Raw genomic sequence first — 22136 nt, 5'->3', positions numbered from 1 at the left:
GCCATGACGACGCCACCCCTGCCAATCACCCTGATGTCGCCGGACGAAACCGCCACCTTTGCGGCCCGTCTTGGGGCGTGCCTGAACCCTGGCGACACGCTATTGCTAAGGGGTGCAATCGGCAGCGGCAAAACCCATTTCGCGCGCAGCCTGATCCAATCGCTGATGCCGGTGCCGGAGGATGTCCCCTCGCCCACATTTACCCTGGTTCAGGCCTATGACACCCCCGCCGGAGAGGTCTGGCATTGCGACCTCTATCGCCTGAGCAACGTGGATGAGATCGAGGAACTGGGCCTGACCGAAGCGTTTGATTCAGCCCTGTGCCTTGTGGAATGGCCCAACAAGCTGGGCCCGCTGACGCCAGCAACGGCGCTGACACTGGATTTCGCGACAGACCCCGAAGCTATGGACACCCGCCACCTGACCCTGTCCTGGACCGACCCGAAATGGGCCAAGAAGCTGGAGATGACTTCATGACGGACCGGTCCGCTCTGGCCGAGGCTCTGATCGCGCAGACGCAATGGGCCAACGCCACACGCGCGCCGCTGGCCGGGGATGCCTCGAACCGGCGGTATGAACGGCTGACCGACCCGGCCACGGGCCGGACCGCCGTTCTGATGGACGCCCCGCCGGACCGGGGTGAAGATGTTCGCCCCTTTGTGCGCGTCGCGAATTACCTGCGCGAGATCGGGCTGAACGCGCCTGAAATCTATGCAGAAGACCCTAACAATGGCTTTTTGCTGCTGGAGGACCTGGGCGACGACCTGTTCGCCCGTGTCGTTCAACGCCACCCGGACAAGGAACGCTCGCTGTATGAGGCCGCGACGGATGTTCTGCTGCATCTGCATGAGGCGCCCTCGCTCTCCCTGCCCTCTTACGACCCGGCGATGATGACCGAACTGGCCGGGCTGGCCTTCACCAAATATGCGTGCGGTATCCACGGGCAGTATGATGAGGACGTGCTGAAACGGTTCGGAAACCGGTTTTCCGATGTCCTGCACCGGGAGACCTCCGGCGCGAAAGTGGTGATCCAGCGCGATTATCACGCCGAAAACCTGATCTGGTTGCCAGAGCGCGACGGTGTTCGGCGCGTCGGCCTGCTGGATTTTCAAACCGCCATGCTCGGGCATCCGGCCTATGACCTGATGTCTCTGCTGCAGGACGTCCGCCGTGCGGTCCCGGCGGGGATCGAGATGCAGATGATAAATCGCTACATCGCGGCCTCGGGCATGGATGATCATGAGTTCCGCACCGCCTACAGCGTTCTGGGCGCGCAGCGGAACCTGCGCATCCTTGGCGGATTCGCGCGGCTCGCGACCGAATACGGCAAGCCGGGCTATGTGGACCTGATCCCGATCACATGGTCCCATCTGATGCGCGATCTGGAACATCCCGCGCTGGTGCCGGTGGCCGATATGCTGCGCGACACCCTGCCTGAACCCACGCCCGAGAACCTCGCGAAGCTGAGGGCTAAATGACCACAAAACCCGAAGCCATCATGTTGTTTGCGGCGGGATTCGGCACCCGGATGGGGGCGCTGACCAAGGACCGCCCCAAACCGCTGATCCTGGTCGACGGAAAACCTCTGATCGACCACGCGCTGGCGCTGGTCGACGATGTTGCACCCAAACGCGTGGTGGCCAACCTGCACTATCACGCCGACCAGCTTCAAGCGCATCTGACGCCACAGGGCGTGCTGCTGTCCCACGAACAGCCCGATATTTTGGAAACCGGGGGCGGCCTGCGCGCCGCCCTGCCCCTTTTAGGCTCTAATCCGGTGTTTACGTTGAACACCGACGCGATCTGGGCCGGTCCGAACCCCCTGACCCTGTTGCAAAATGCATGGGACCCAGCGCGTATGGATGCGCTGCTGATGTGCGTTCCGGTGGGCCAAACCATCGGATACAACGGCACCGGCGATTTCACCGCAGATGCCGAGGGGCGGATCACCCGCGGGCCCGGCCTTGTCTATGGCGGTGTTCAGATCCTGAAAACCGATGGTCTGGGTGATTTTACCGAACAGGCGTTCTCGTTGAACCTGCTGTGGAACCGGATGCATGACCGGGGCCGTCTGTTCGCGTTGGAATATCCCTGCCGCTGGTGTGATGTCGGACGCCCCGAGGGGATTGCGTTGGCCGAGGACTTGCTGGCCGATGTTTGACCCCCAAACCCATCCGCGCGTCTTCGGCGTCCCGCCGGGCGCGGATTTTCCCAAAGCGCTGGTGGAAGGGCTGCGGCACCGGTGCACAACCCCGCCCGAAGCGATGGCGCGGGTGCAACTGGTTGTCAACACCCGCCGCATGGCGCGGCGCGTGCGGGACCTGTTCGATCAAGGCCCGCCCGGTCTGCTGCCGCGCCTCTCGCTGGTCACCGATCTTTGGGAAAGCGTCGATCTGGCGCATATCCCTCCGGCCATACCTCCGCTGCGTCGCAGGCTGGAACTGACGCAACTGATCGCAAAACTGCTCGACCAGCAGCCGGATCTGGCGGCGCGGTCGTCGCTGTTCGACCTGTCCGACAGTCTGGCCGCCCTGATTGATGAGATGCAGGGCGAGGGCGTTCACCCCAGCGCGATCCGGGGCCTTGATGTCAGCGACATATCCGGTCACTGGGCGCGGGCACAGGCCTTTATCGGCATCGCGGATCATTTCATTGGCGCTGGAACGCAGGCGATGGACGTGCAGGCCCGCCAGCGGCGCGTTGTGGAAAACCTGATTGCCCGCTGGCAGGACGACCCCCCGAACCATCCGATCATTCTGGCCGGTTCGACCGGATCACGCGGCACCACGTTGATGCTGATGAACGCGGTGGCCCGCTTGCCGCAGGGCTCGCTGGTGCTGCCGGGTTACGACTTCGACCAGCCCGAGGACGTGTGGAACCGCCTGGATGAGGCGCTGAGTTCGGAAGACCATCCGCAATACCGGTTCCGCAAACTGATGCGCGCGCTGGACCTGAACCCGGATCAGATCGCCCCGTGGACTGACGCCCAAGCCCCGTCCCCTACCCGTAACCGATTGGTTTCACTGGCTTTACGACCTGCCCCGATCACCGATGCCTGGATGACCGAAGGCCCGCGACTGACCGATCTGGCCGAGGCGACGCGGGACCTGACGCTGGTCGAGGCGCAATCCCCAAGGACCGAGGCGCTGGCCATCGCCCTGCGCCTGCGGCAAGCGGCAGAAACCGGCCAGACCGCCGCGCTGATCACGCCCGACCGGATGCTGACCCGGCAGGTCAGCGCCGCGCTGGACCGCTGGAATATCCTGCCCGATGACAGCGCGGGCCTGCCACTGCAGCTGTCTCCACCCGGTCGGTTCCTGCGTCACGTCGCCGGTCTGTTCGCCCGTCGTCTGGATGGCGAGGCACTGCTGACGTTGCTCAAACACCCGCTCTGCCATGACGGGGCCGAACGCGGCGACCATCTGTTGCACAGCCGCGATCTGGAACTGGACCTGCGCCGCCACGGCCCGCCTATCCCCGACGCTACCAGCCTGACCGCGTTTGCGACCCGCAAGGAAGTGCCCGAGGGGTGGGTCAACTGGGTCGTCACTCAGTTCTGCGATCAGCAGGTCGCGGGGGAACACCCGCTGACCGAATGGGTGGAGCGACTGTTGTCTCTGGCGCAGGCGATATCGTCCGGCAGCACCGGCACCCAAGGCACGCTGTGGGACCAGAATGCGGGTCAGAAAGCGCTGGCTGTGATGACTGCGCTGCGGGGCGAGGCGCAGCATGGCGGCCCGATGACAGCCCATGATTTCGCCGACCTGCTGGGGGCTCTGCTGGCCGGGGAAGAGGTGCGGGACCGGGACAAACCGCATCCCCACATCATGATCTGGGGCACGCTCGAGGCGCGGGTGCAAGGGGCCGATCTGTTGATCCTCGGCGGGCTGAACGAAGGCAGCTGGCCCGAGGCCGCCGCGCCCGATCCCTGGCTGAACCGTCAGATGCGCGATCAAGCGGGCCTGTTGCTGCCCGAACGGCGCATCGGCTTGTCCGCGCATGATTTTCAGCAGGCCGTCGGCGCGCCCGAGGTCTGGCTGACCCGCGCAACCCGATCCGACGATGCGGAAACAGTGCCGTCGCGCTGGCTGAACCGGATGACGAACCTGTTGCAGGGCTTGCCGGAGCAGGGCGGTCGCGACGCCCTGTCCGATATGCGCGCGCGGGGACAGAAGTGGCTGAACTGGTCCGAGGCGCTGGAACAGGCCCCTCGGATCACGCCCGTGCACCGCCCCTCACCCCGACCTCCGGTTTCGGCCCGCCCGCGCCGCCTGAGCGTGACCGAGATCAAGCGGCTGATCCGCGACCCGTATGCGATCTACGCCAAACATGTGCTGCGCCTTAAACCGCTCGACCCGCTGGTGCAGGCCCCAGATGCGCTGCTGCGCGGGATCGTCATTCACGAGATCCTGGAACATTTCGTCAAGGACAGCGTGCTGGACACCGCCTTGCTGACGCGTGAGAACTTCCTGAAACGCGCGCAGGACTTGCTGGATCAGCATGTTGCGTGGCCCACGGCCCGGCAGCTTTGGTTGGCGCGGCTGGAACGGATCGCTGATGATTTTCTAAGCGCCGAAATTGCCCGCCGCGCCGATGGCGGCCCGGTTGCCTTTGAAGCGGCGATGAAACTTGCGCTGACGCCGCTGGACTTCACCATCGCCGGACGCGCCGACCGGATTGACCGCAACAGCCGGGGCGCTCTGCGGATCATCGACTATAAAACCGGCGCGCCGCCGACGGAAAGCCAGCAAGCCAAATTCGACAAGCAATTGCTGATCGAAGCCGCGATGGCCGAGCAGGGGGCCATTGAAGGAATCGACCCAATGGCCGTGGCCGAGGCCTTCTTTATCGGCATGGGCGGCAGCTACAAAGAGGTACCCGCGCCGCTGGCCAAAGAACCCACGGACAAGGTGCTGGCTGAGTTAAAAGACCTGATTTCCGCCTATTTAGAGCCTGATCAGGGCTTCTCCTCGCGCCGGATGCTGCACAAGGACACCGATATCGGTGACTATGATCACCTCGCCCGGTTTGGCGAATGGGATCGCACCGCCGAAACCAATCCCGAGGATCTGACATGAGCCCCCACAACGACGCCACCGAGCGGCAAGTGCAGGCGGCGCGGCCGGATGCCTCGACCTGGCTGGCGGCGAATGCGGGCTCGGGCAAGACGCGGGTTCTGACCGACCGCGTGGCGCGCTTGCTACTGGGCGGGGTGCAGCCGCAGCACATCCTGTGCCTGACCTACACCAAGGCCGCCGCCAGCGAGATGCAGAACCGGTTGTTCAAACGGCTAGGCGAATGGGCGATGCTGGGGGATGACCCCCTACTGCAGCAATTGACCGACCTTGGTGTTGCGGGTGTCATCGACCCGGCGCAACTGGCACAGGCCCGCACTCTGTTTGCGCGCGCGATTGAAACGCCCGGCGGGCTGAAAATTCAGACCATCCACTCGTTCTGCGCCGCGCTGTTGCGCCGCTTCCCGCTTGAGGCTGGCGTCAGCCCGCAATTTGCCGAGATGGAGGACCGCGCTGCCGCCCTGCTGCGCGAGGAGATTGTCGAGGATTTTGCCGAAGGTCCAAAGGCCGCTCTGATCGAGGATGTGGCGCGGTTCGTCACCGATACCGGGTTCGACAAGCTGACCGCCGCCGTAACGCAAAAGCGGAACCTGTTTGCGCAGGGCTTGCAATGGGCTGACCTGTTGCAGCGTTTTGGCCTGCCTGACGGGTTTGACGAAAACGGCCTGCTGAAAAACGTCTTTCTGGGCGGTGAGGTCGAGCTGGTTCAATCCATGCTGTCAGCCCTGACCGAAAGCGGCGGCAACAATGCCAAGGCCGCAAGCAAACTCGCCGGGTTTACCGAGGCGCGGATGGGGCAACTTCCCGTTCTGGAAAGCGTCCTGCTGACTGGCAAAAGCGCCAAGGAACCGTTCACCGCCAAGGTGAACGGCTTTCCCACCAAAGCGCTGCGCGAGGGGGCACTTGCCGACCGGATGCCACAGCTGGAATCGCTGATGCTGCGGGTCGAGGCCGCGCGGGAACAGCGTCTGGCGCTGGTTGCGGCGCAGAAAACTGCCGTACTACACCGCTTTGCCGCCGCCTTCCTGCCGGAATACGAACGGCGCAAGCAGGTGCGCGGCTGGCTGGATTTCGACGACCTGATCCTGCGCGCGCGGCAGGTGCTGAACGACCCCGCAGTGGCGGAATGGGTGCTCTACCGGCTGGATGGTGGCATCGACCACATTCTGGTGGATGAGGCGCAGGATACCAGCCCCGACCAATGGGATGTGGTCGAAAAACTGGCGCAGGAATTCACCAGCGGCGAGGGCGCCCGGTCCGGGGTTGAGCGCACAATCTTTGTGGTCGGCGACAAGAAACAGTCGATCTATTCCTTTCAAGGGGCCGACCCACAGGCGTTCGATCGGATGCAGGCCGAGTTTGGGAGGAAATTGGCGGAATCAGACTCTAAACTGTGGGATTCGACGCTGGATTACTCGTTCCGATCCTCCAGCGCGATCCTGTCTCTGGTCGATATCCTGTTCGAAAACCACGCCGAGGCCGGGTTCCACAAGGACAGTTTGCACCGCGCTTTCAAGGCCGATCTGCCCGGGCGCGTTGACTTGTGGCCGGTGGTAGAAAAGGTCGAAGAGAATGACGATACCGACTGGACCGACCCCGTCGACCGACCCGGCGCGCGCCATCATACGGTGATTCTGGCCGAACAGGTGGCGCGGTCGATCAAAGAAATGATCGACCGGGGTGAGACCATTCCCGAGGATGGCGAAACGCCCGGTACATTCGTGCGCCGCAAGGTGCAGCCGGGGGATTTTCTGATCCTCGTCCAGCGCCGCTCGGACCTGTTTGCCGAGATCATCCGCGCTTGCAAGGCCGCTGGCCTGCCCATCGCCGGGGCGGACCGTCTGAAGGTGGGGGCGGAACTGGCGGTGAAGGACCTTGCCGCGCTGCTCAGCTTTTTGGCAACGCCGGAAGACAGCCTGTCTTTGGCAACCGTGCTCAAATCGCCCCTGTTCGGATGGACCGAGCAAGCCCTGTTCGATCTGGCCCACCGGCGGCAGGACCAGTTCCTGTGGACAGCCCTGCGCAATCGCAAGGATGACTTCCCTGAAACGCTGAAGGTTCTGAACGATTTGCGCAGCCAGATCGATTTTCTGCGCCCTTATGACCTGATCGAACGCATCCTGACCCGCCATGACGGACGGCGGAAATTACTGGGCCGTTTGGGGGCCGAGGCCGAGGATGGGATCAACGCGCTGCTGTCGCAGGCTTTGGCTTATGAGCGCACGGATATCCCCAGCCTGACCGGCTTTCTGGTCTGGATGCAGACCGACGATCTGGAGATCAAACGGCAGATGAGCGGCGTCGGCAACATGATCCGGGTGATGACCGTGCATGGCTCCAAGGGCTTGGAAGCGCCCATCGTGATCCTGCCCGACACCGGAAAACGCCAGCCCCCACGCGATGCCGAGATCATGACCGCCGATGGAACGCCACTGTGGAAGGTTCCGGCGGACGCATCGCCTCGGCTCCTCGCCCAAGCGCGGGACGAGGCGCGCGACCGGGAGGAAAATGAGCGGCTACGGTTGCTCTATGTGGCTCTAACACGGGCGGAAAAGTGGCTGATCGTGGCCGCTGCGGGGGATGTCGGCAAGGACGGGACCAGTTGGTATCAGATGGTTGAGGCAGCGATGGAACGGGCCGGGGCGACGCAACTGGATGGCTCGGGCGTGCGACGGCTGGCGCATGGCGACTGGGATGCCCTGCCATTGATCGACCACGCCGAACCGGTGCCGTCAAACGACCCGTTGCCGGACCTGTTCCACCAACCCGCGCCACCCGCGCCCGAGGCCACGGAAACGCTCAGCCCATCTGATCTGGGCGGGGCCAAGGCGCTGCCGGGGGATGCCGGGCAGGACGAAGAGGCCGCCAAGCTGCGCGGCACCCGTCTGCATCTGCTGCTGGAACATCTGCCGGATGCCACACAAGACAAATGGCCGCAGCTTTGCGCCCGGCTTCTGCCCGATATGCAAAACGCGGACCGTCAAGAGCTGCTAAACGAGGCGACACAGGTGCTGAGCGCCGAACATCTGAAATCCGTTTTCTCCACGCAAGCACTGGCCGAGGTTCCGGTCTCAGCCGACCTCAATGGGCGGCGGATACACGGGGTGATCGACCGGCTGATCGTTTCGGACATGCAGGTTCAAGTGATTGATCTCAAATCAAACGCGACCGTTCCAGCAACCCCCGAGGTATGCCCCGAAGGCCTGCTGAGGCAGATGGCGGCCTATGTGCACGCGCTGTCGCAAATCTATCCGGACCGGGAGATTAGCTCCGCGATCCTGTGGACCCGCACGGCTGAACTTATGTGGCTGCCACACGATCTTGTGACGGATGCCCTGCCGCGCACCCAGATATCTTGACCTCCCCCCAAAGGGTACCTAGTTTCACTGCCCAAGCGCATTCCATTCAGGAGACATAATATGTCGACCGTAGCCGTCACTGACGAAACCTTTGACGCCGAAGTTAAGAACTCGGACGTTCCCGTTGTTGTGGATTTCTGGGCCGAATGGTGCGGACCCTGTAAGCAGATCGGTCCCGCACTGGAAGAACTGGCCAGTGAATATGGCGGCAAGGTGAAAATCGCCAAGGTTGATGTGGACAGCAACCCGAACGCCGCCGCCGCCATGGGCGTGCGCGGCATCCCGGCGCTGTTCATCTTCAAGGATGGCCAGGTGGTGTCGAACCGCGCGGGTGCAGCCCCGAAGGCCGCCCTGCAAAGCTGGATCGACGAATCAATCTGATCTCGCCGCAGTAGTGAAAACAAGAAGGCGCCCGAACCGGGGCGCCTTTTTTCTTTAGGTCAGTGCCAAAAAAGAAAAAGCCGCTCGGGGTTCCGGGCGGCTGTTTCGGGTCAATGATCTTGGGGCAGATCAGATATTGGCGATGTCCGCGCGGACCAGACCTATATCTTCCAGCTGTGCGTCGCTGAGTTCCGACAGCAGCTTACGGGTTTTGCGGCCTTCATTCCAGTCGGCGATTTTGCCGATGGTTGCGGTGATCGCGTCCACTACGTGCAGGATGGTAGCTGCTCCGAGCGGCGCATGGATATTTGCAGTGGTTGCCATGTGCGCAGTCCTTATATGTGAAACAGCCGACCCGTTGTCGGTTGTGAGGCTGATGTAGGACCAACGGCTGAGTCCTACAATTGCTTGTTCGACAGCCCCGAATTGCGCTCTGTGCATATCTTTTGGGCAGTTTTAGAACGGGTTGCGCCAATCCCGCGCCCGGCCCATATATAACGCCGACAGAAACGGAGGCCCTCATGGCAGACAGCGACTTTCCCGGTTGGCATGGCACAACGATCATTGGCGTCAAAAAGGGCGGGCAGGTGGTCATTGCCGGGGACGGGCAGGTCAGTCTGGGCCAGACCGTGATCAAGGGAACCGCCCGCAAGGTGCGCCGCCTGTCGCCGGGGGGTTTTGAGGTTGTAGCGGGCTTTGCCGGGTCCACTGCGGATGCCTTCACCCTGCTGGAACGGCTGGAGGCCAAGCTGGAAGCGACACCCGGTCAACTGGCGCGCGCCTCGGTCGAGCTGGCCAAGGACTGGCGCACCGACAAGTATCTGCAAAAGCTAGAGGCGATGCTGATCGTCACCGATGGCAAGGACCTGTTGGTGATCACCGGGGCAGGGGACGTGCTGGAGCCCGAGCATAACGTGGCCGCCATCGGATCGGGCGGCAACTTTGCGTTGGCTGCTGCGCGGGCGATGATGGACAGCGACAAACCGGCTGAGGACGTCGCCCGTCAGGCGATGGCAATTGCCGCAGATATCTGTGTCTATACCAACGGCAATCTGACGGTTGAGAGCATATCAGGCTAAAAGCGCCTTAATCTCTTTGCCTTTCCAGCGCAGGTGCATTCCGATCAGGCCCATGATCGCGGTGGCGATCACGATGTAATAGGGCAGGCGGATGTCGATGCTCATCAACCCGCCGCCGATCAGGGACATGATGCCGCCAGCAAGGCAGAAGACGGCTGTGCAAACCCCCATGACCCAGCCCTGATCTGTGTCACTGACGGCAGACGAGAACAGACCCAGCAGCGTCGGGTAGGACACACCGAAGAAGAAGTAGAAGAAGAAAACGGGGATATAGCTGAGCACACCGCTGGGGCTGAAGGCAAAGCCAAAGCCGCAGATGACCATCACCACCAGCGAGAAATAGACGATCTGGTGTTTACTGAATCTCTGCTGCGCCGGTTTCACCAGGAAGGTGCTTGAGAAGGCCAGCGCGAAACCGATCACGACCATCGCCATGCTGCCACCGATCACGCCATAGCCCCAGGCGCTGGTCAGGAAATTGTCGACGAAGACATAGAAGGTGACGTTGGCGATCATGAACAGCGCGTAGACCGGCAAGATTTTCAGGACCATCGGATGCCCGCGCACGGCAATCAGGCTGTCGGTGATGTCGCGGGGGCGAAAGACAAAGGGCGCGCGCTCGGTCCGGGTTTCCTTGAAGAATGTGGTCACAAGGAAGATGGCGATCACGACCAGAACAAAAGCCCCGTAGAACGGGGTTTTCAGCGTCGCCGCGCTGCCCAGCAGCGCCGCATCAGACAGGACCGCGCCGATGATGGGCCCTCCGACCAGACCAAAGCTGACGCCGGTGACGATATAGCCCATGTTGCGGTCCCGGTCGGCCGCATCGGTGCTGCCATCGATCATCGCCGCCTGCGCGATGGGTTGGTTCCCCGCGGTGAACCCAGTGATCGAGCGGCCCACGATCAGCATCAGCAGACTGTTCATGTAAAGCGCGGCGATGGTCAGCGCATAGCCCACCAGCGCCCCACCCAGACAGATCAGCAGGGCATTCTTGCGCCCGATGGAATCCGAGACCTTTGACACATAGACCACCCCCAGAAACCACGACAGAAAGAAGCATCCGATCACCAGCCCGTAATAGAAATGCCGCCGCCCCATGGGGGTGTTTTCCGGCAGGAAGCCCGATTTGGTCTCCATGATCAAAGAGTTGATGATGGGAAAGACCAGCCCCTGTCCGATCAGGTCCACAAACACCACGAACAGCAGGGTGATCTTGGCTATTTTCGTCATCAGCGCGCTCCTGACCCTTAACGTGTTGATATCACTGTAGCAGAGCGCATGGCATTCACCTATGGAAAGCGTTTGCAAACCGGATGGGGCATTGCTAAGCAACGCCGCCGATGTTGTTTTCGCCTGCGCGGTGACTACGTAAGCCAAACCGCTGATCGAAAGGACTGCCCCGTGACCGACCTGACCCCGCGCGAGATTGTCTCGGAACTGGATCGCTTTATCATCGGGCAGAAGGATGCCAAACGCGCCGTCGCCGTCGCACTGCGCAATCGCTGGCGGCGCAAGCAGTTGGCGGATGATATCCGGGACGAGGTTTATCCCAAGAACATCCTGATGATCGGCCCCACCGGCGTCGGCAAGACCGAGATCAGCCGCCGTCTGGCCAAGCTGGCCCGCGCGCCCTTCATCAAGGTCGAGGCCACCAAGTTTACCGAGGTCGGCTATGTCGGGCGCGACGTGGAGCAAATCGTGCGCGATCTGGCGGATGCGGCGATCATCCAGACCCGCGAATACATGCGCGAGGATGTGAAGGCCCGCGCCTATCAAGCCGCCGAGGATCGCGTGATTGCCGCCATCGCCGGGGAAGACGCCCGCGAGGCGACGCGTGAGATGTTCCGCAAGAAGCTGAAAGCCGGGGAACTGGACGATACCGAGATCGAACTGGAGCTGTCCGACAGCTCGAACCCAATGCCGATGTTCGACATTCCCGGCCAGCCCGGCGGTCAGATGGGGATGATGAATCTGGGCGATATCTTCGGCAAGGCTTTTGGCGGGCGCACCGTCAAGAAACGCATGACCGTCGCCGACAGCTATGACGCGCTGATCGGGGAAGAGGCCGACAAGCTGCTGGATGATGAAACCGTCAACCGCGTGGCTTTGGAGTCGGTCGAACAGAACGGCATCGTCTTTCTGGACGAGATCGACAAGGTCTGCGCGCGCGCGGAAGCACGCGGTGGCGATGTCAGCCGGGAAGGGGTGCAGCGCGACCTGCTGCCCCTGATCGAAGGCACCACCGTGTCCACCAAACACGGCCCGGTGAAAACCGACCATATCCTGTTCATCGCAAGCGGCGCGTTCCATATCGCCAAACCCTCGGACCTGTTGCCGGAATTGCAGGGGCGTCTGCCGATCCGTGTAGAGTTGCGGGCGCTGACCGAAGAAGATTTCGTGCGTATCCTGACCGAGACCGATAACGCTCTGACCTTGCAATACACCGCCCTGATGGGCACCGAAGAGGTCACCGTCAGCTTCACCGAGGACGGCATCGCTGCGCTGGCGAAAATCGCGGCAGATGTGAACCAGAGCGTCGAAAACATCGGCGCGCGGCGGCTGTATACAGTGATGGAGCGCGTGTTCGAGGAACTCTCGTTCACCGCGCCCGATCAGGCCGGGGCCGAAATCACCGTGAACGCGGAGTTTGTCGAGGAAAATCTGGGCGAGCTGACCAAATCCACCGATCTCAGCCGCTACGTCCTGTAAGCCCGATAACCTGCCGCTCATTTCGCCTGACCCGCAATGTCCGACTGGACGCGGGGGCAAAATGCGATAGCGTAGCCGCGAACCGCTTCGGGAGCCCGCCGTGTTGCGCTATCTGATCCTTCTGTTTACCTCCCTCTGCCTGTCCGCCTGTGTGGACCGGTCCGTGACCGAAACCGTGCCCGCGGCGTTGACCATCGGCACACCGGAGACCGTCTTCGCCACCACCACCCGCGCCCGCGAAGCGGACGGGACATATGGGTTCCGGCGCGGCGAGAGGTTGCAGTTTCTGGAAACCACCGTCTCGGTCCCGCCGACCCATACGCCGGGCACCCTGAAATTCTCTTACGCCAACCCGAACCCACAAAAACAGTTCGTACTGGCTGGCGTGACCGAGTTCGACGGGCCGCAGGATTTCAGAACCCGCCTGCGCGGGACCGAGGAAGTGACCATTTTTGTACATGGCTACAACTCGACCCAGACCGAAACCCTGTTCCGCGCGGCGCAGCTGACCCATGACATCGGCATTCCGGGCTCGATTCTGGTCTATTCCTGGCCCAGCCGTGCGACGGGTTACGGCTATGCCTATGATCTGGACAGCATGCTGTTTGCCCGCGACGGGTTGGAGCAAACCATTCGCGAGTTGAAATCGATGGGCGTCCGCCGGGTTCTGCTGGTGGCGCATTCCATGGGCGGCGCCCTGTCGATGGAGATGATGCGGCAGGCGGAACTCAGCGAGCCGGGCTGGGCCAAACGGAATCTGGAAGGTGTGGTGCTGATCTCGCCCGATCTGGATATCGACCTGTTCCGCTCGCAAATGTCCCGGATCGACAACCCGCCTGATCCGTTCATCGTGATGGTGTCGCAAAAGGACAAAGTCCTGAACATCTCGGGCCGTTTGCGTGGCACGGCGGATAGTGAGAGGCTGGGCAATATCAGTTCAATTGACGAACTGGCCGAATTTCCGATCAGCGTGATCGACACAACCGCGTTCAGCGGCGATGCGGGCTCGTCGCATTTTGTTGCCGCAACCTCTCCGGCGTTGCTGGCGATCCTCAGTTCGGTGCGCCGGGTCAGCAATACCTTCGGACCCGATGAACGTCCGGGGATCGACATTCTTGTGCCGCCCAGCCAGCGCAACCCCGACGGGGCCACCGAAATCACTCTGACCGGAACAGGGCAGGCCGAGGTCAGCACCCCGTGACGCAGTTCAGCCTGCGCCGGTATCTTCTCCGGAACGCAAGCTGGCTGGGCGCGGGGGTTCTGCTGACATTCCTTTCCAGCTTCGGGCAGACGTTTTTCATCTCGGTCTTCGCCGGTGAAATCCGCGCCGAATTCGGGCTGAGCCATGGGGCCTGGGGTGGGCTGTATACGCTGGGCACCACAGCTGCGGCCATCGTGATGATCTGGGCGGGCGGGCTGACCGATATTTTCCGCGTGCGCGTTCTGGGTCCGGCGGTACTGTCCGGGCTGGCACTGGCTGCACTGGCCATGGCGCTGAACACATGGCTGATCCTGCTGCCGCTGGTGATCTTCCTGCTGCGCCTGTTCGGGCAGGGGATGAGCACCCATCTGGCGCAGGTCGCCATGGCGCGCTGGTTCACCGCGACGCGCGGCAAGGCGCTGTCCATCGCCACGGCCGGGTATGCGGTAGGCGAGGCGCTGTTGCCGCTGATCTTCGTGGCGCTGATGACGCTGCTGGACTGGCGCTGGCTGTGGGTCCTGGCGGCGAGCATTACGGTGCTGGGCATTCCCTTGCTCATGCGCCTGCTGCGTCAGGAAAGAACACCACAGGCCCTGTCGGACGCGTTTTCCGCCACCGGCATGCAAAACCGCCATTGGAGCCGCCGCGACGCCCTGCACAACCCGCTGTTCTGGTTCATGGCCCCGGCGGTTCTGGGGCCCTCGGCCTTTATAACCGCGTTTTTCTTTCATCAGGTCCATCTGGCCGAGGTCAAGGGCTGGCAGCATCTCCAACTGGTCGCCCTGTTCCCGATCTTTACCGGTGTGTCCGTGCTGTCAATGTTCGCTGCTGGCTGGGCGCTGGACAAATGGGGGACGGCGCGGATGATGCCGTTTTACCAGCTTCCCATCGCCCTTGGCTTTGTCATCCTCGGAACCACAGGTTCAATCGGCGGCGCGTTACTGGGCCTTGTGTTTTTGGGCCTGACCGTTGGGGCCAACAGCACCTTGCCCAGCGCCTTTTGGGCCGAATTCTACGGCACGCGGCATATCGGAGCGATCAAGGCGATGGCAACGGCGGTCATGGTTCTGGGCTCAGCCATCGGGCCGGGTCTGACCGGGTTTCTGATCGACCAGGGCGTGTCGCTTAACACCCAGTTTCTGTGGATCGGAGGGTTTTTCGTGATGGTCTGCGCGCTGGTCCGGACCGGCGTCTCCCGCGCCGTGCGCGCGTTTTAACGGGTGCGCCGCAGATAGACGTAGTAGGCCCCGTCGCCGCCATGGCTGATATGGGCGGGCGCGACCTGCATCACCGCCTGCGCCAGCGGTGGGATCGACAGCCAATGCGGCACCTGATTGCGCAACACGCCGCGCGGGGTGGGGATCGGGCCGGGATCGTCCCGGTCCTTGCCCTTGCCGGTGATCACCAGAACCAGCCGCTTACCCTGCGCCTGTGCGGTCAGAATGAACCGGATCAGGGCGGGATGGGCATTGTCCACCCGCATGCCGTGCAGGTCCAGCTTGCCCTCGGGTTTCAGCTTGCCCCGTTTCATGCGCCCAAACGCCTTGGTGTCCATCTGCACCGGCATCGATCGCAGAGTGTCCGTGACCGAGGGTTTCAGGCTGTTTTTGCTTGGCTTTTCAGGGCGGGCCTGGCCCAACTCAAACGCTTCGATCCGCGTTTTGGGCAGTTTTTTTGGCTTGGGTTTGGGCAGCGAGATTGGATGGACCGTCTGTGGGAGTTCCGGGTGCAACCGCTCGGTCTGTTTGGCGACCTTGCGCCAAAGATCGATCTCCTCACTGGTCAGTTTGCGCCGGGTCATCAGAACTCATCCGGCAACAAGGCATAGGCGCGCTGGATCGGCAGCAGGATCACCATCCGGCCCGGGTCCTTGAGTTTTCCGGCGGCCTCTCCGGCCTTGTCCCCGGTGCCAAAAAAGATATCGGCGCGCTGTGCGCCTTTAATGGCGGCCCCGGTGTCTTGCGCGATCATCAACCGGCGTAGCGGAGTTTTGCCGTCCTTTTCCACCCAGACCGGCGCGCCCAGCGGGGTAAACGCCGGGTCGGCGGCAATGCTGCGCATCGTGGTGACGGATCGGTTCATCGCGCCCAGCGGTCCTAGTTCGGGGGCAACCCGCGTCACCTCGCGAAAGAATACGTAGGACGGGTTGTGGAACAGCAGTTCTGTCCCCGCCTCGGGGTTCTTGCGCACCCAGGATCGGATCATCTGGGCGCTGACCTGATGCGCACCCAGCGCGCCTTGCCGGATCAGTTCCGCACCGATCGAGCGATAGGGATGCCCATTGGCCCCGCCATAGCCGACCCGCATGCCGCTGCCATCGGGCAGCCGGATGCGGCCCGAGCCCTGAATTTGCAGAAAGAACAGCTCGACCGGGTCATCGACCCAGGCGATTTCCAGACCCCGGCCTTGCATCGCGTCACCGGTCAGAATTTCGCGTCGGCTAAGCCAGACATCCGCCGCGCGCGCCTCAGGTGGCAATTTGTAGAGCGGGTATTTGAACCGCTCCGTGCGGGTTCTGGACCCGTCCAGTTCAGGCTCGAAATAGCCGGTGAACAGCGCATCCTTGCCGTCTTCGACCAGCACCGGGCGAAAGAACAGTTCAAAGAACGACCGCGCCGCATCCGGTTCATAGGTCCGCGCCACAGCGCACAAAGCGCGCCAGTCCGGGTTATCCAGATCGCCGCAGGTGTTCAGAAAAACCGAAAGGGCCGCGCCGTGATCATCCTCGGCCCAGCCCTGCAAGTCATCGAAAGACAGAATGGATCGCGTCACCTCGGCTCCGGCGGCGCTGGAGGTGGTCATGACGCCCACCAGAAAAAGCGACCGGAGAGCGGCAATCATGCGTCCGTGGCAACAAGCAGCCAGTTCGGATCGTCCTTGCCCATGACACGGGCAAAGGTCCAGCTGTCCTTTTGGCGTTTGACGGTGTTGGGGTTGCCTTCGATGATGTCACCACCGCGATCCCGCACGACCGAGGTCAACTCGCCCACAAAGCGCATGGTGATTTCAGCCTCGTTGGTGTCTTTGTCAAAGCGCACATCGGACAGGGTGGTTTCGCGCACGCCGATGAACTCGGCCTCGATCGTCAGACCCTTGTCTTCGCGGTCGGCGACAACCGAAACGAAAGTGTCAAACACCTCTTCCGACAGGAAAGGCTGGATTTCGTCCAGATTGCCCTTTTCAAAGCCCATCACGATCATTTCATAGGCACCGCGCGCGCCCTGCACGAAATCGCTGACCGAGAATGCGGGCTCGACCCGTTTCATCGCTGCAAGCGTTTGGGCCTGTTCGCTGTCCTCGGGGACATGATCGGTGATGTCGTGATCCGGTCCGCCCTCAATCACCTCGAAATCGCGCCGCGCGGTGCTGGTGTCGGGCTGTTGCGGCAGGGGCGGTTTTTCAAACCCTTCGCGCGTGCCCAACACGCTTTTCAGGCGCAGGATCAGAAAAACAGCTATGCCAAGAAGCACCAAAAGCTGGATCATGGGTGAGTTCATTTCATCCTCTTTTCAGAACCGAGACTTTGTGTACGCGGCCTCATGCCACTATGTAGGTGACAGGGGGCGGCAAGTCCACAGCCCGGCCTTAGGGAAAGGATAGCGCAAATGTATCTGTTCTTGGCATTTTTATTGGTGCCGATCATCGAAATTGCCCTGTTCATTCAGGTCGGTGGCCTGATCGGCCTGTGGCCAACCCTTGCGATTGTCGTTCTGACAGCGGTTTTGGGCACCTTTCTGGTCAGGACACAAGGTCGCATGGCGCTGGGACAACTGCAGCGATCCTTTGCCGAACTGGACGACCCGACCGAACCGCTGGCGCATGGTGCGATGATCCTGCTGTCAGGTGCGCTGCTGCTGACGCCGGGCTTTTTCACCGATGCTGTTGGTTTTGCCCTGCTTATTCCGGCGGTGCGCATGGGCGTGTTCCGCTATCTCAAGTCCAAAGTCACCGTGGCGCAGTTTCAGATGGGGCCGGGGCCGGGCTTTCACAGCAGGGGCGCGCCGCAGGGTCAGGGCGATATCATCGATGGCGAATTCACCGAAGTGCGCCCGCGCAAGGACCCGTCAAAGCCTTCGAAATGGGTCGAAGGTCCGTGACCTGCATTGAGGTGCCGCGCCCAACTTGCTAAGCAGTGGCGAATTTCATTTTTGGAGTAGATCCATGGCCGAAGAAAACGCCGCAGAAAACACCGCGGCCCAAACTGCCCCTCAGGTTCAGATGCGTGTTCTGGGACAGTTCATCCGTGACATGTCGTTTGAAAACGTGATGGCGCAAAAAGGCGTGTCGGGCGAAGTACAGCCCGAAATTCAGGTTCAGGTGAATCTGGATGCCAAGAAACGCTCGCAGGACCATCAGTTCGAGGTATCGATCAAGCTGAACCTGAAATCCAAGGCCAAAGGCCTGGAAGACGTTCTGTTCCTGTGCGAGATCGACTATTGCGGCCTGTTCCACGTGGAAGGCGTTGCCGAGGATCAGCTGCATCCGTTCCTGCTGATCGAATGCCCGCGCATGCTGTTCCCGTTCCTGCGCCGCATCGTCAGCGACATCACCCGCGATGGCGGCTACCCGCCGGTCAATCTGGACAACATTGATTTCGTGGCGCTGTACCGCAACGAATTGATGCGCCGTCAGGCCGAGCAGGCGCAAAAGACCGACGCCTGAGTGTTTGACCCGCGCCTGACTGGATCAGGCGCGGGTCCACAGGGCGCTGTCGCCCAACTTCTCCACAAAAGCCTCATGCGCGGCGCGTTCTTCGTCAGTAATCCGCGACGGCAACGCCGTGTCGCGCGGCATTGGACGCCAGTCCTCACCACCGCCACTGCCCGAGCCCGCCGACGCCGACAGCCCGAAATCCGGCTGCCGTCCCCCGATCAGTTCCAGATAGACCTCGGCCAGAATCTCCGAGTCGAGCAGCGCCCCGTGCAGCACCCGGTTCGAATTGTCGATGTTGAACCGGCGGCACAGCGCATCCAATGAGGCCGGAGAGCCCGGAAACCGCTTGCGCGCAATCGCCAGCGTATCCAGCGCCTGATCCATAGGGATGGGCGGCAGGCCCATCCACTTGAGTTCCGCGTTCAGGAACTTCATGTCGAAGGACGCGTTGTGGATCACCAGCTTGGCGTCACCCACGAAATCGCGAAAGCCCTGACCGACCTTGGCAAAAACCGGCTTGTCCTTCAGCGTGACTTCGCCCTTTTCCGGCGGGCGTGGGGTTTCCAGCAGGTCGGGGCCGATGCCGTGCACGCCGAACGCCTCTTCGGGCATCGAACGTTCGGGGTTGATGTAGACATGATAGGTTTCGCCCGTGGCGACATGGTTCCAAAGCTCGACCGCGCCGATCTCGACGATCCGGTCGCCGCTTTCGGGGTCGAACCCGGTGGTTTCGGTATCGAGTACAATCTCACGCATCTGCCAGCCCCGCCCGTATCTGCCTGATCACATCCTGCACCTGCGCGCGGGCGTGGTCCAGCGTATCCGTCACGATCACGTAATCCGACCGCGCGCACTTTTCCTCATTCGGCATCTGTTTGGCGCGGATCTGTTCGAACTGCGCCTCGGTCATCGTGCCGCGTTCCATCACGCGGCGCTTTTGTTCCTGTTCCGGGATCGAGACACAGGCGACGGCGTCCATCGCCGTATCCCCGCCGGTTTCAAACAGCAGGGGGACGTCGAAGATCAGAATATCTGCCGTGGCGCTTTCGCGAAACGCAGCCCGGTCGGCAGAGACCAGAGGATGCACGATGCCCTCGATTACCTTCAGCGCGGTTGGATCGTCCGCAATAGTCACCCTCAGCGCATCGCGGCTGACCGCACCGTCGCGAATGGCAGACGGAAAAGCCGCGCCCATCGGCGCGACAGCCGCGCCACCCTTCGCATAAAGCCGATGCACCGCTGCATCCGCGTCCCACAGCGCGCAGCCTTCCGCGACAAACATCTGCGCCGTGGTGCTTTTGCCCATACCGATAGAGCCGGTCAGGCCCAGCGCGAAGCTCATGCCATGACCGCCGCACGCAGATCGTCATCGACCTCGGGCCGCACACCGAACCAGCGTTCAAAGCCCGGAATGGCCTGATAGAGCAACATGCCGAGGCCATCGACGGTGGTACATCCGGCCTCTTCCGCTTGCTGCAAAAGCCTTGTTTTCATGGGCGTATAGACCAGATCGGTGACAACTGCGCCCGGCTGCAGCCCATCCAACGGAACCCGCAGGTCTGGCTGGCCCTGCATGCCCAACGAGGTCGTGTTGACCACCAGTTCCGCGTTTTCAATGACATTGCCCGCCTGCACCCAGTCGACCACGGTGATCCGCTGGCCGAACTCCTCTTTCAGATGATCCGCCCTGGCACGGGTGCGGTTGGTCAGCAGAATCTCGGGCACGCCGGCATCGGCCAGTGACTGCAGCACCGCCCGCGCTGCACCACCCGCGCCAAAGACCACAGCAGGTCCGTCCTGCGCGTTCCAGTCGGGCGCGCCGCTGCGCAGGTTCTCCATGAAGCCATAGCCATCCGTGTTATCGGCATGGATCGAGCCATCCTCGCGGAACACCAGCGTATTCGCCGCACCGATCACCGTCGCCCGGTCCGACACGTGATCGGCGATGCGCAAGGCGGCCTCTTTATGCGGAACCGTCACATTGGTGCCGACAAACCCGGCCTTGGGCAGGGTGCGAAGAACGGTTTCCAGATCGGCGGGGGCCACATCCATTGGAACATAATGCCCCGGCAGCCCATAGGTTTTCAGCCAATACCCGTGCAGCTTGGGCGACCGTGAATGCCCGATGGGATGCCCGACAACCCCTGCCAGAGGAACCCGATAGTCCGTCATTGATCGATCACCCCTTTGACAGCCAGATAGTTGAGCAGTTCCAACAGGGGCATACCCAAAACGTTAAAGTATTCGCCGTCAATGGTTGCAAACAGCCGCACGCCTTCTTCCTCAAGTTTATATGCGCCCACCGAATGGCGAATACTGTCCCAGTTCCGCGCCACGTAATCGCGCAGATAGGCATCCGAACTGGCCCGCATCCGTAGGCGCACCTGGCCCACATGGCGCCAGATCGGCTCACCATCCTGACAGATCACTGCGGCAGACAGCAACATATGCCGCTTGCCCCGCATCGCCTTGAGCTGCGCAAGCGCATCCTCGGGCGTTTCCGGCTTGGACAGCAGGTGGCCTTCGAAATCCAGCACCTGATCGCAGCCCAGAACCATCGCACCCGGCATCTTGTCACTGACCTTGCGAGCTTTCATTTCCGCCAAAGCATCGGCAATATCCCGTGGTGGCGCATCTTCAGCCAGCAGGGCCGCCTTTACCGCGTCTTCATCCACGCGCGCGACCTGAACAGTAAACGGCACGCCTGCCTTTTCCAGCAGCTGTGCGCGGATCGATGACCCCGAGGCCAGAATGATGGGGACAGACATGTGGACAACCCCGTGTGCAAATCATTGAGCGTTCCTGAACGGTTTGTATGGTTTTCCGGTTGACACGCAACCCCGGGATTTTCGCGCAAAACTTCCCCGAGTCGCCCGAACTCTGTCCATCCGGGACAAGGATAAGTTGCCCGGTCAGGATAACCGGGATTTCCGCAGATACCCCATGATTTATCCCCAAGATACAGTAGATAATCACATTTTAAGTGTATGTAAAAAAACAGTTTTTACTGAAACTAACAGAATCATCGGAAAATCCGGGAATTCTGTCCACCTGGGGAAAACTATAGGGCAAAAAAATAATCCACGGAATTCCTGCACCCTACAAAACCATCATCCTTTTTCTTTTCTTATTTTTTTATTAGGGAGGGTTCCGAACAACGCCCCGAGGCCGGAATGACCGATCTTCTTTTCACGCTATACCCCTGGGTGAAGGCAATCCATATCATGGCCGTGATTTCATGGATGGCCGGGTTGTTCTATTTGCCCAGACTGTTCGTCTATCACGTGGAAAAGGCGCATGCCGTCGAGGGCGCGCAGGACATTTTCTTTGAAATGGAAGAGAAGCTGCTGCGCGTGATCATGCGCCCAGCGATGATCGTGGCCTGGGTCTGCGGGCTGATCATGGTTTTCACCCCAGGCATCGTCGGCTGGGACTGGGCCTGGCCCTGGGTCAAAGGGGCGGCAGTTATTGCCATGACCTGGTTCCATCACTGGCTGATGGCCCGGCGCAAGGATTTCCTTGAGGGGCGAAATAAGCTCACTGGGCGGCAGTATCGCATGATGAACGAGGTTCCGACCGTTTTGATGATTGCCATCGTTCTGGCGGTCGTTCTGAAGTTCTAGGCCCTTTACGTTTCTGTAAATGATATGGATTGAAACGCGCGTTCGACCGAAGG

General features: G+C 61.6%; 22 protein-coding genes. 13 read left to right on the top strand and 9 right to left on the bottom strand.

Features of this window, described 5'->3' with window-relative positions:
• Window positions 1-3: 3 nt before the first annotated feature.
• The 6 genes from tsaE to trxA are packed head-to-tail and all read left to right on the top strand — an operon-like array spanning window position 4 to window position 8815.
• Entirely contained in the window at window positions 4-477 is a 474-nt protein-coding gene (gene tsaE / locus ACR0NJ_RS15955; protein WP_480818120.1) for a tRNA (adenosine(37)-N6)-threonylcarbamoyltransferase complex ATPase subunit type 1 TsaE, read from the top strand.
• Window positions 474-1478 (top strand): aminoglycoside phosphotransferase family protein, encoded by a 1005-nt coding sequence (locus ACR0NJ_RS15950; protein ID WP_480818119.1) that lies wholly within the window; start codon window positions 474-476, stop codon window positions 1476-1478. Before tsaE ends, ACR0NJ_RS15950 begins: the two co-directional genes overlap by 4 nt.
• A complete protein-coding gene (locus tag ACR0NJ_RS15945) occupies window positions 1475-2161 on the top strand; it encodes a nucleotidyltransferase family protein (protein ID WP_480818118.1) in 687 nt (228 codons plus the stop codon). Before ACR0NJ_RS15950 ends, ACR0NJ_RS15945 begins: the two co-directional genes overlap by 4 nt.
• On the top strand, window positions 2154-5078 hold the full coding sequence (gene addB / locus ACR0NJ_RS15940) for a double-strand break repair protein AddB (RefSeq protein ID WP_480818117.1): 2925 nt from the start codon (window positions 2154-2156) through the stop codon (window positions 5076-5078). Before ACR0NJ_RS15945 ends, addB begins: the two co-directional genes overlap by 8 nt.
• On the top strand, window positions 5075-8434 hold the full coding sequence (gene addA, locus ACR0NJ_RS15935) for a double-strand break repair helicase AddA (protein WP_480818116.1): 3360 nt from the start codon (window positions 5075-5077) through the stop codon (window positions 8432-8434). The genes addB and addA overlap by 4 nt, the downstream gene beginning before the upstream one ends.
• 60 nt (window positions 8435-8494) lie before the next feature.
• On the top strand, window positions 8495-8815 hold the full coding sequence (gene trxA / locus ACR0NJ_RS15930; protein ID WP_480611835.1) for a thioredoxin: 321 nt from the start codon (window positions 8495-8497) through the stop codon (window positions 8813-8815).
• Window positions 8816-8944: 129 nt separating this feature from the next.
• On the opposite strand, the gene ACR0NJ_RS15925 is transcribed toward trxA, so the two are convergent.
• Window positions 8945-9139 carry a DUF1127 domain-containing protein gene (locus tag ACR0NJ_RS15925; RefSeq protein ID WP_480818115.1) on the bottom strand — a complete coding sequence of 65 codons (195 nt, stop codon included), beginning with the start codon at window positions 9137-9139 and terminating at the stop codon, window positions 8945-8947.
• Window positions 9140-9336: 197 nt separating this feature from the next.
• Here ACR0NJ_RS15925 and hslV point away from each other — a divergent pair, with 197 nt between their 5' ends.
• Window positions 9337-9894, top strand: a complete 558-nt coding sequence (gene hslV, locus ACR0NJ_RS15920) for an ATP-dependent protease subunit HslV (RefSeq protein WP_480818114.1) — start codon at window positions 9337-9339, stop codon at window positions 9892-9894.
• Here hslV and ACR0NJ_RS15915 read toward each other — a convergent pair.
• Window positions 9886-11127: an MFS transporter gene (locus ACR0NJ_RS15915; protein ID WP_480818113.1), complete on the bottom strand. Its 1242-nt coding sequence runs from the start codon at window positions 11125-11127 to the stop codon at window positions 9886-9888. The genes hslV and ACR0NJ_RS15915 overlap by 9 nt on opposite strands.
• Window positions 11128-11298: 171 nt before the next feature.
• Here ACR0NJ_RS15915 and hslU point away from each other — a divergent pair, with 171 nt between their 5' ends.
• The 3 genes from hslU to ACR0NJ_RS15900 all read left to right on the top strand — a co-directional run bounded on the left by hslU (window position 11299) and on the right by ACR0NJ_RS15900 (window position 15024).
• Window positions 11299-12606: an ATP-dependent protease ATPase subunit HslU gene (gene hslU / locus ACR0NJ_RS15910; RefSeq protein WP_480818112.1), complete on the top strand. Its 1308-nt coding sequence runs from the start codon at window positions 11299-11301 to the stop codon at window positions 12604-12606.
• 100 nt (window positions 12607-12706) lie between these two features.
• The gene (locus ACR0NJ_RS15905) at window positions 12707-13807 is read left to right on the top strand and encodes an alpha/beta hydrolase (protein WP_480818111.1); all 1101 of its coding nucleotides are present in this window, start codon (window positions 12707-12709) and stop codon (window positions 13805-13807) included.
• Window positions 13804-15024 (top strand): MFS transporter, encoded by a 1221-nt coding sequence (locus tag ACR0NJ_RS15900; RefSeq protein ID WP_480818110.1) that lies wholly within the window; start codon window positions 13804-13806, stop codon window positions 15022-15024. The genes ACR0NJ_RS15905 and ACR0NJ_RS15900 overlap by 4 nt, the downstream gene beginning before the upstream one ends.
• Here ACR0NJ_RS15900 and ACR0NJ_RS15895 read toward each other — a convergent pair.
• Genes ACR0NJ_RS15895 through ACR0NJ_RS15885 form a run of 3 tightly spaced genes read right to left on the bottom strand, consistent with a single transcriptional unit; the run spans window position 15021 to window position 17304 of the window.
• Complete coding sequence (locus tag ACR0NJ_RS15895; RefSeq protein ID WP_480818109.1) at window positions 15021-15608, bottom strand: Smr/MutS family protein; 588 nt, start codon at window positions 15606-15608, stop codon at window positions 15021-15023. The genes ACR0NJ_RS15900 and ACR0NJ_RS15895 overlap by 4 nt on opposite strands.
• Window positions 15608-16648 carry a murein transglycosylase A gene (mltA, locus tag ACR0NJ_RS15890; RefSeq protein ID WP_480818108.1) on the bottom strand — a complete coding sequence of 347 codons (1041 nt, stop codon included), beginning with the start codon at window positions 16646-16648 and terminating at the stop codon, window positions 15608-15610. Before mltA ends, ACR0NJ_RS15895 begins: the two co-directional genes overlap by 1 nt.
• Window positions 16645-17304: a Tim44/TimA family putative adaptor protein gene (locus tag ACR0NJ_RS15885; RefSeq protein ID WP_480818107.1), complete on the bottom strand. Its 660-nt coding sequence runs from the start codon at window positions 17302-17304 to the stop codon at window positions 16645-16647. Before ACR0NJ_RS15885 ends, mltA begins: the two co-directional genes overlap by 4 nt.
• A 108-nt stretch (window positions 17305-17412) precedes the next feature.
• On the opposite strand from ACR0NJ_RS15885, the gene ACR0NJ_RS15880 reads away from it, so the two are divergent.
• Window positions 17413-17904, top strand: coding sequence for an FxsA family protein (locus tag ACR0NJ_RS15880; RefSeq protein WP_480818106.1), 492 nt, complete (start codon window positions 17413-17415; stop codon window positions 17902-17904).
• A gap of 64 nt (window positions 17905-17968) precedes the next feature.
• Window positions 17969-18469: a protein-export chaperone SecB gene (gene secB, locus ACR0NJ_RS15875; protein ID WP_480818105.1), complete on the top strand. Its 501-nt coding sequence runs from the start codon at window positions 17969-17971 to the stop codon at window positions 18467-18469.
• Window positions 18470-18493: 24 nt separating this feature from the next.
• Here the strand turns inward: secB and dnaQ are convergent, their stop codons facing one another.
• The 4 genes from dnaQ to ACR0NJ_RS15855 are packed head-to-tail and all read right to left on the bottom strand — an operon-like array spanning window position 18494 to window position 21228.
• On the bottom strand, window positions 18494-19216 hold the full coding sequence (dnaQ, locus tag ACR0NJ_RS15870; protein ID WP_480818104.1) for a DNA polymerase III subunit epsilon: 723 nt from the start codon (window positions 19214-19216) through the stop codon (window positions 18494-18496).
• Window positions 19209-19802, bottom strand: a complete 594-nt coding sequence (coaE, locus tag ACR0NJ_RS15865; protein WP_480818103.1) for a dephospho-CoA kinase — start codon at window positions 19800-19802, stop codon at window positions 19209-19211. The genes dnaQ and coaE overlap by 8 nt, the downstream gene beginning before the upstream one ends.
• Window positions 19799-20632 carry a shikimate dehydrogenase gene (locus tag ACR0NJ_RS15860; RefSeq protein WP_480818102.1) on the bottom strand — a complete coding sequence of 278 codons (834 nt, stop codon included), beginning with the start codon at window positions 20630-20632 and terminating at the stop codon, window positions 19799-19801. Before ACR0NJ_RS15860 ends, coaE begins: the two co-directional genes overlap by 4 nt.
• Window positions 20629-21228: a Maf family protein gene (locus ACR0NJ_RS15855; protein WP_480818101.1), complete on the bottom strand. Its 600-nt coding sequence runs from the start codon at window positions 21226-21228 to the stop codon at window positions 20629-20631. The genes ACR0NJ_RS15860 and ACR0NJ_RS15855 overlap by 4 nt, the downstream gene beginning before the upstream one ends.
• 405 nt (window positions 21229-21633) lie before the next feature.
• On the opposite strand from ACR0NJ_RS15855, the gene ACR0NJ_RS15850 reads away from it, so the two are divergent.
• Window positions 21634-22083 (top strand): CopD family protein, encoded by a 450-nt coding sequence (locus ACR0NJ_RS15850; RefSeq protein WP_480818100.1) that lies wholly within the window; start codon window positions 21634-21636, stop codon window positions 22081-22083.
• Window positions 22084-22136 lie beyond the last annotated feature (53 nt).

The organism is Ruegeria sp. F11, assembly GCF_056533855.1.
This window is presented reverse-complemented; position numbering and strand designations above follow the sequence as displayed.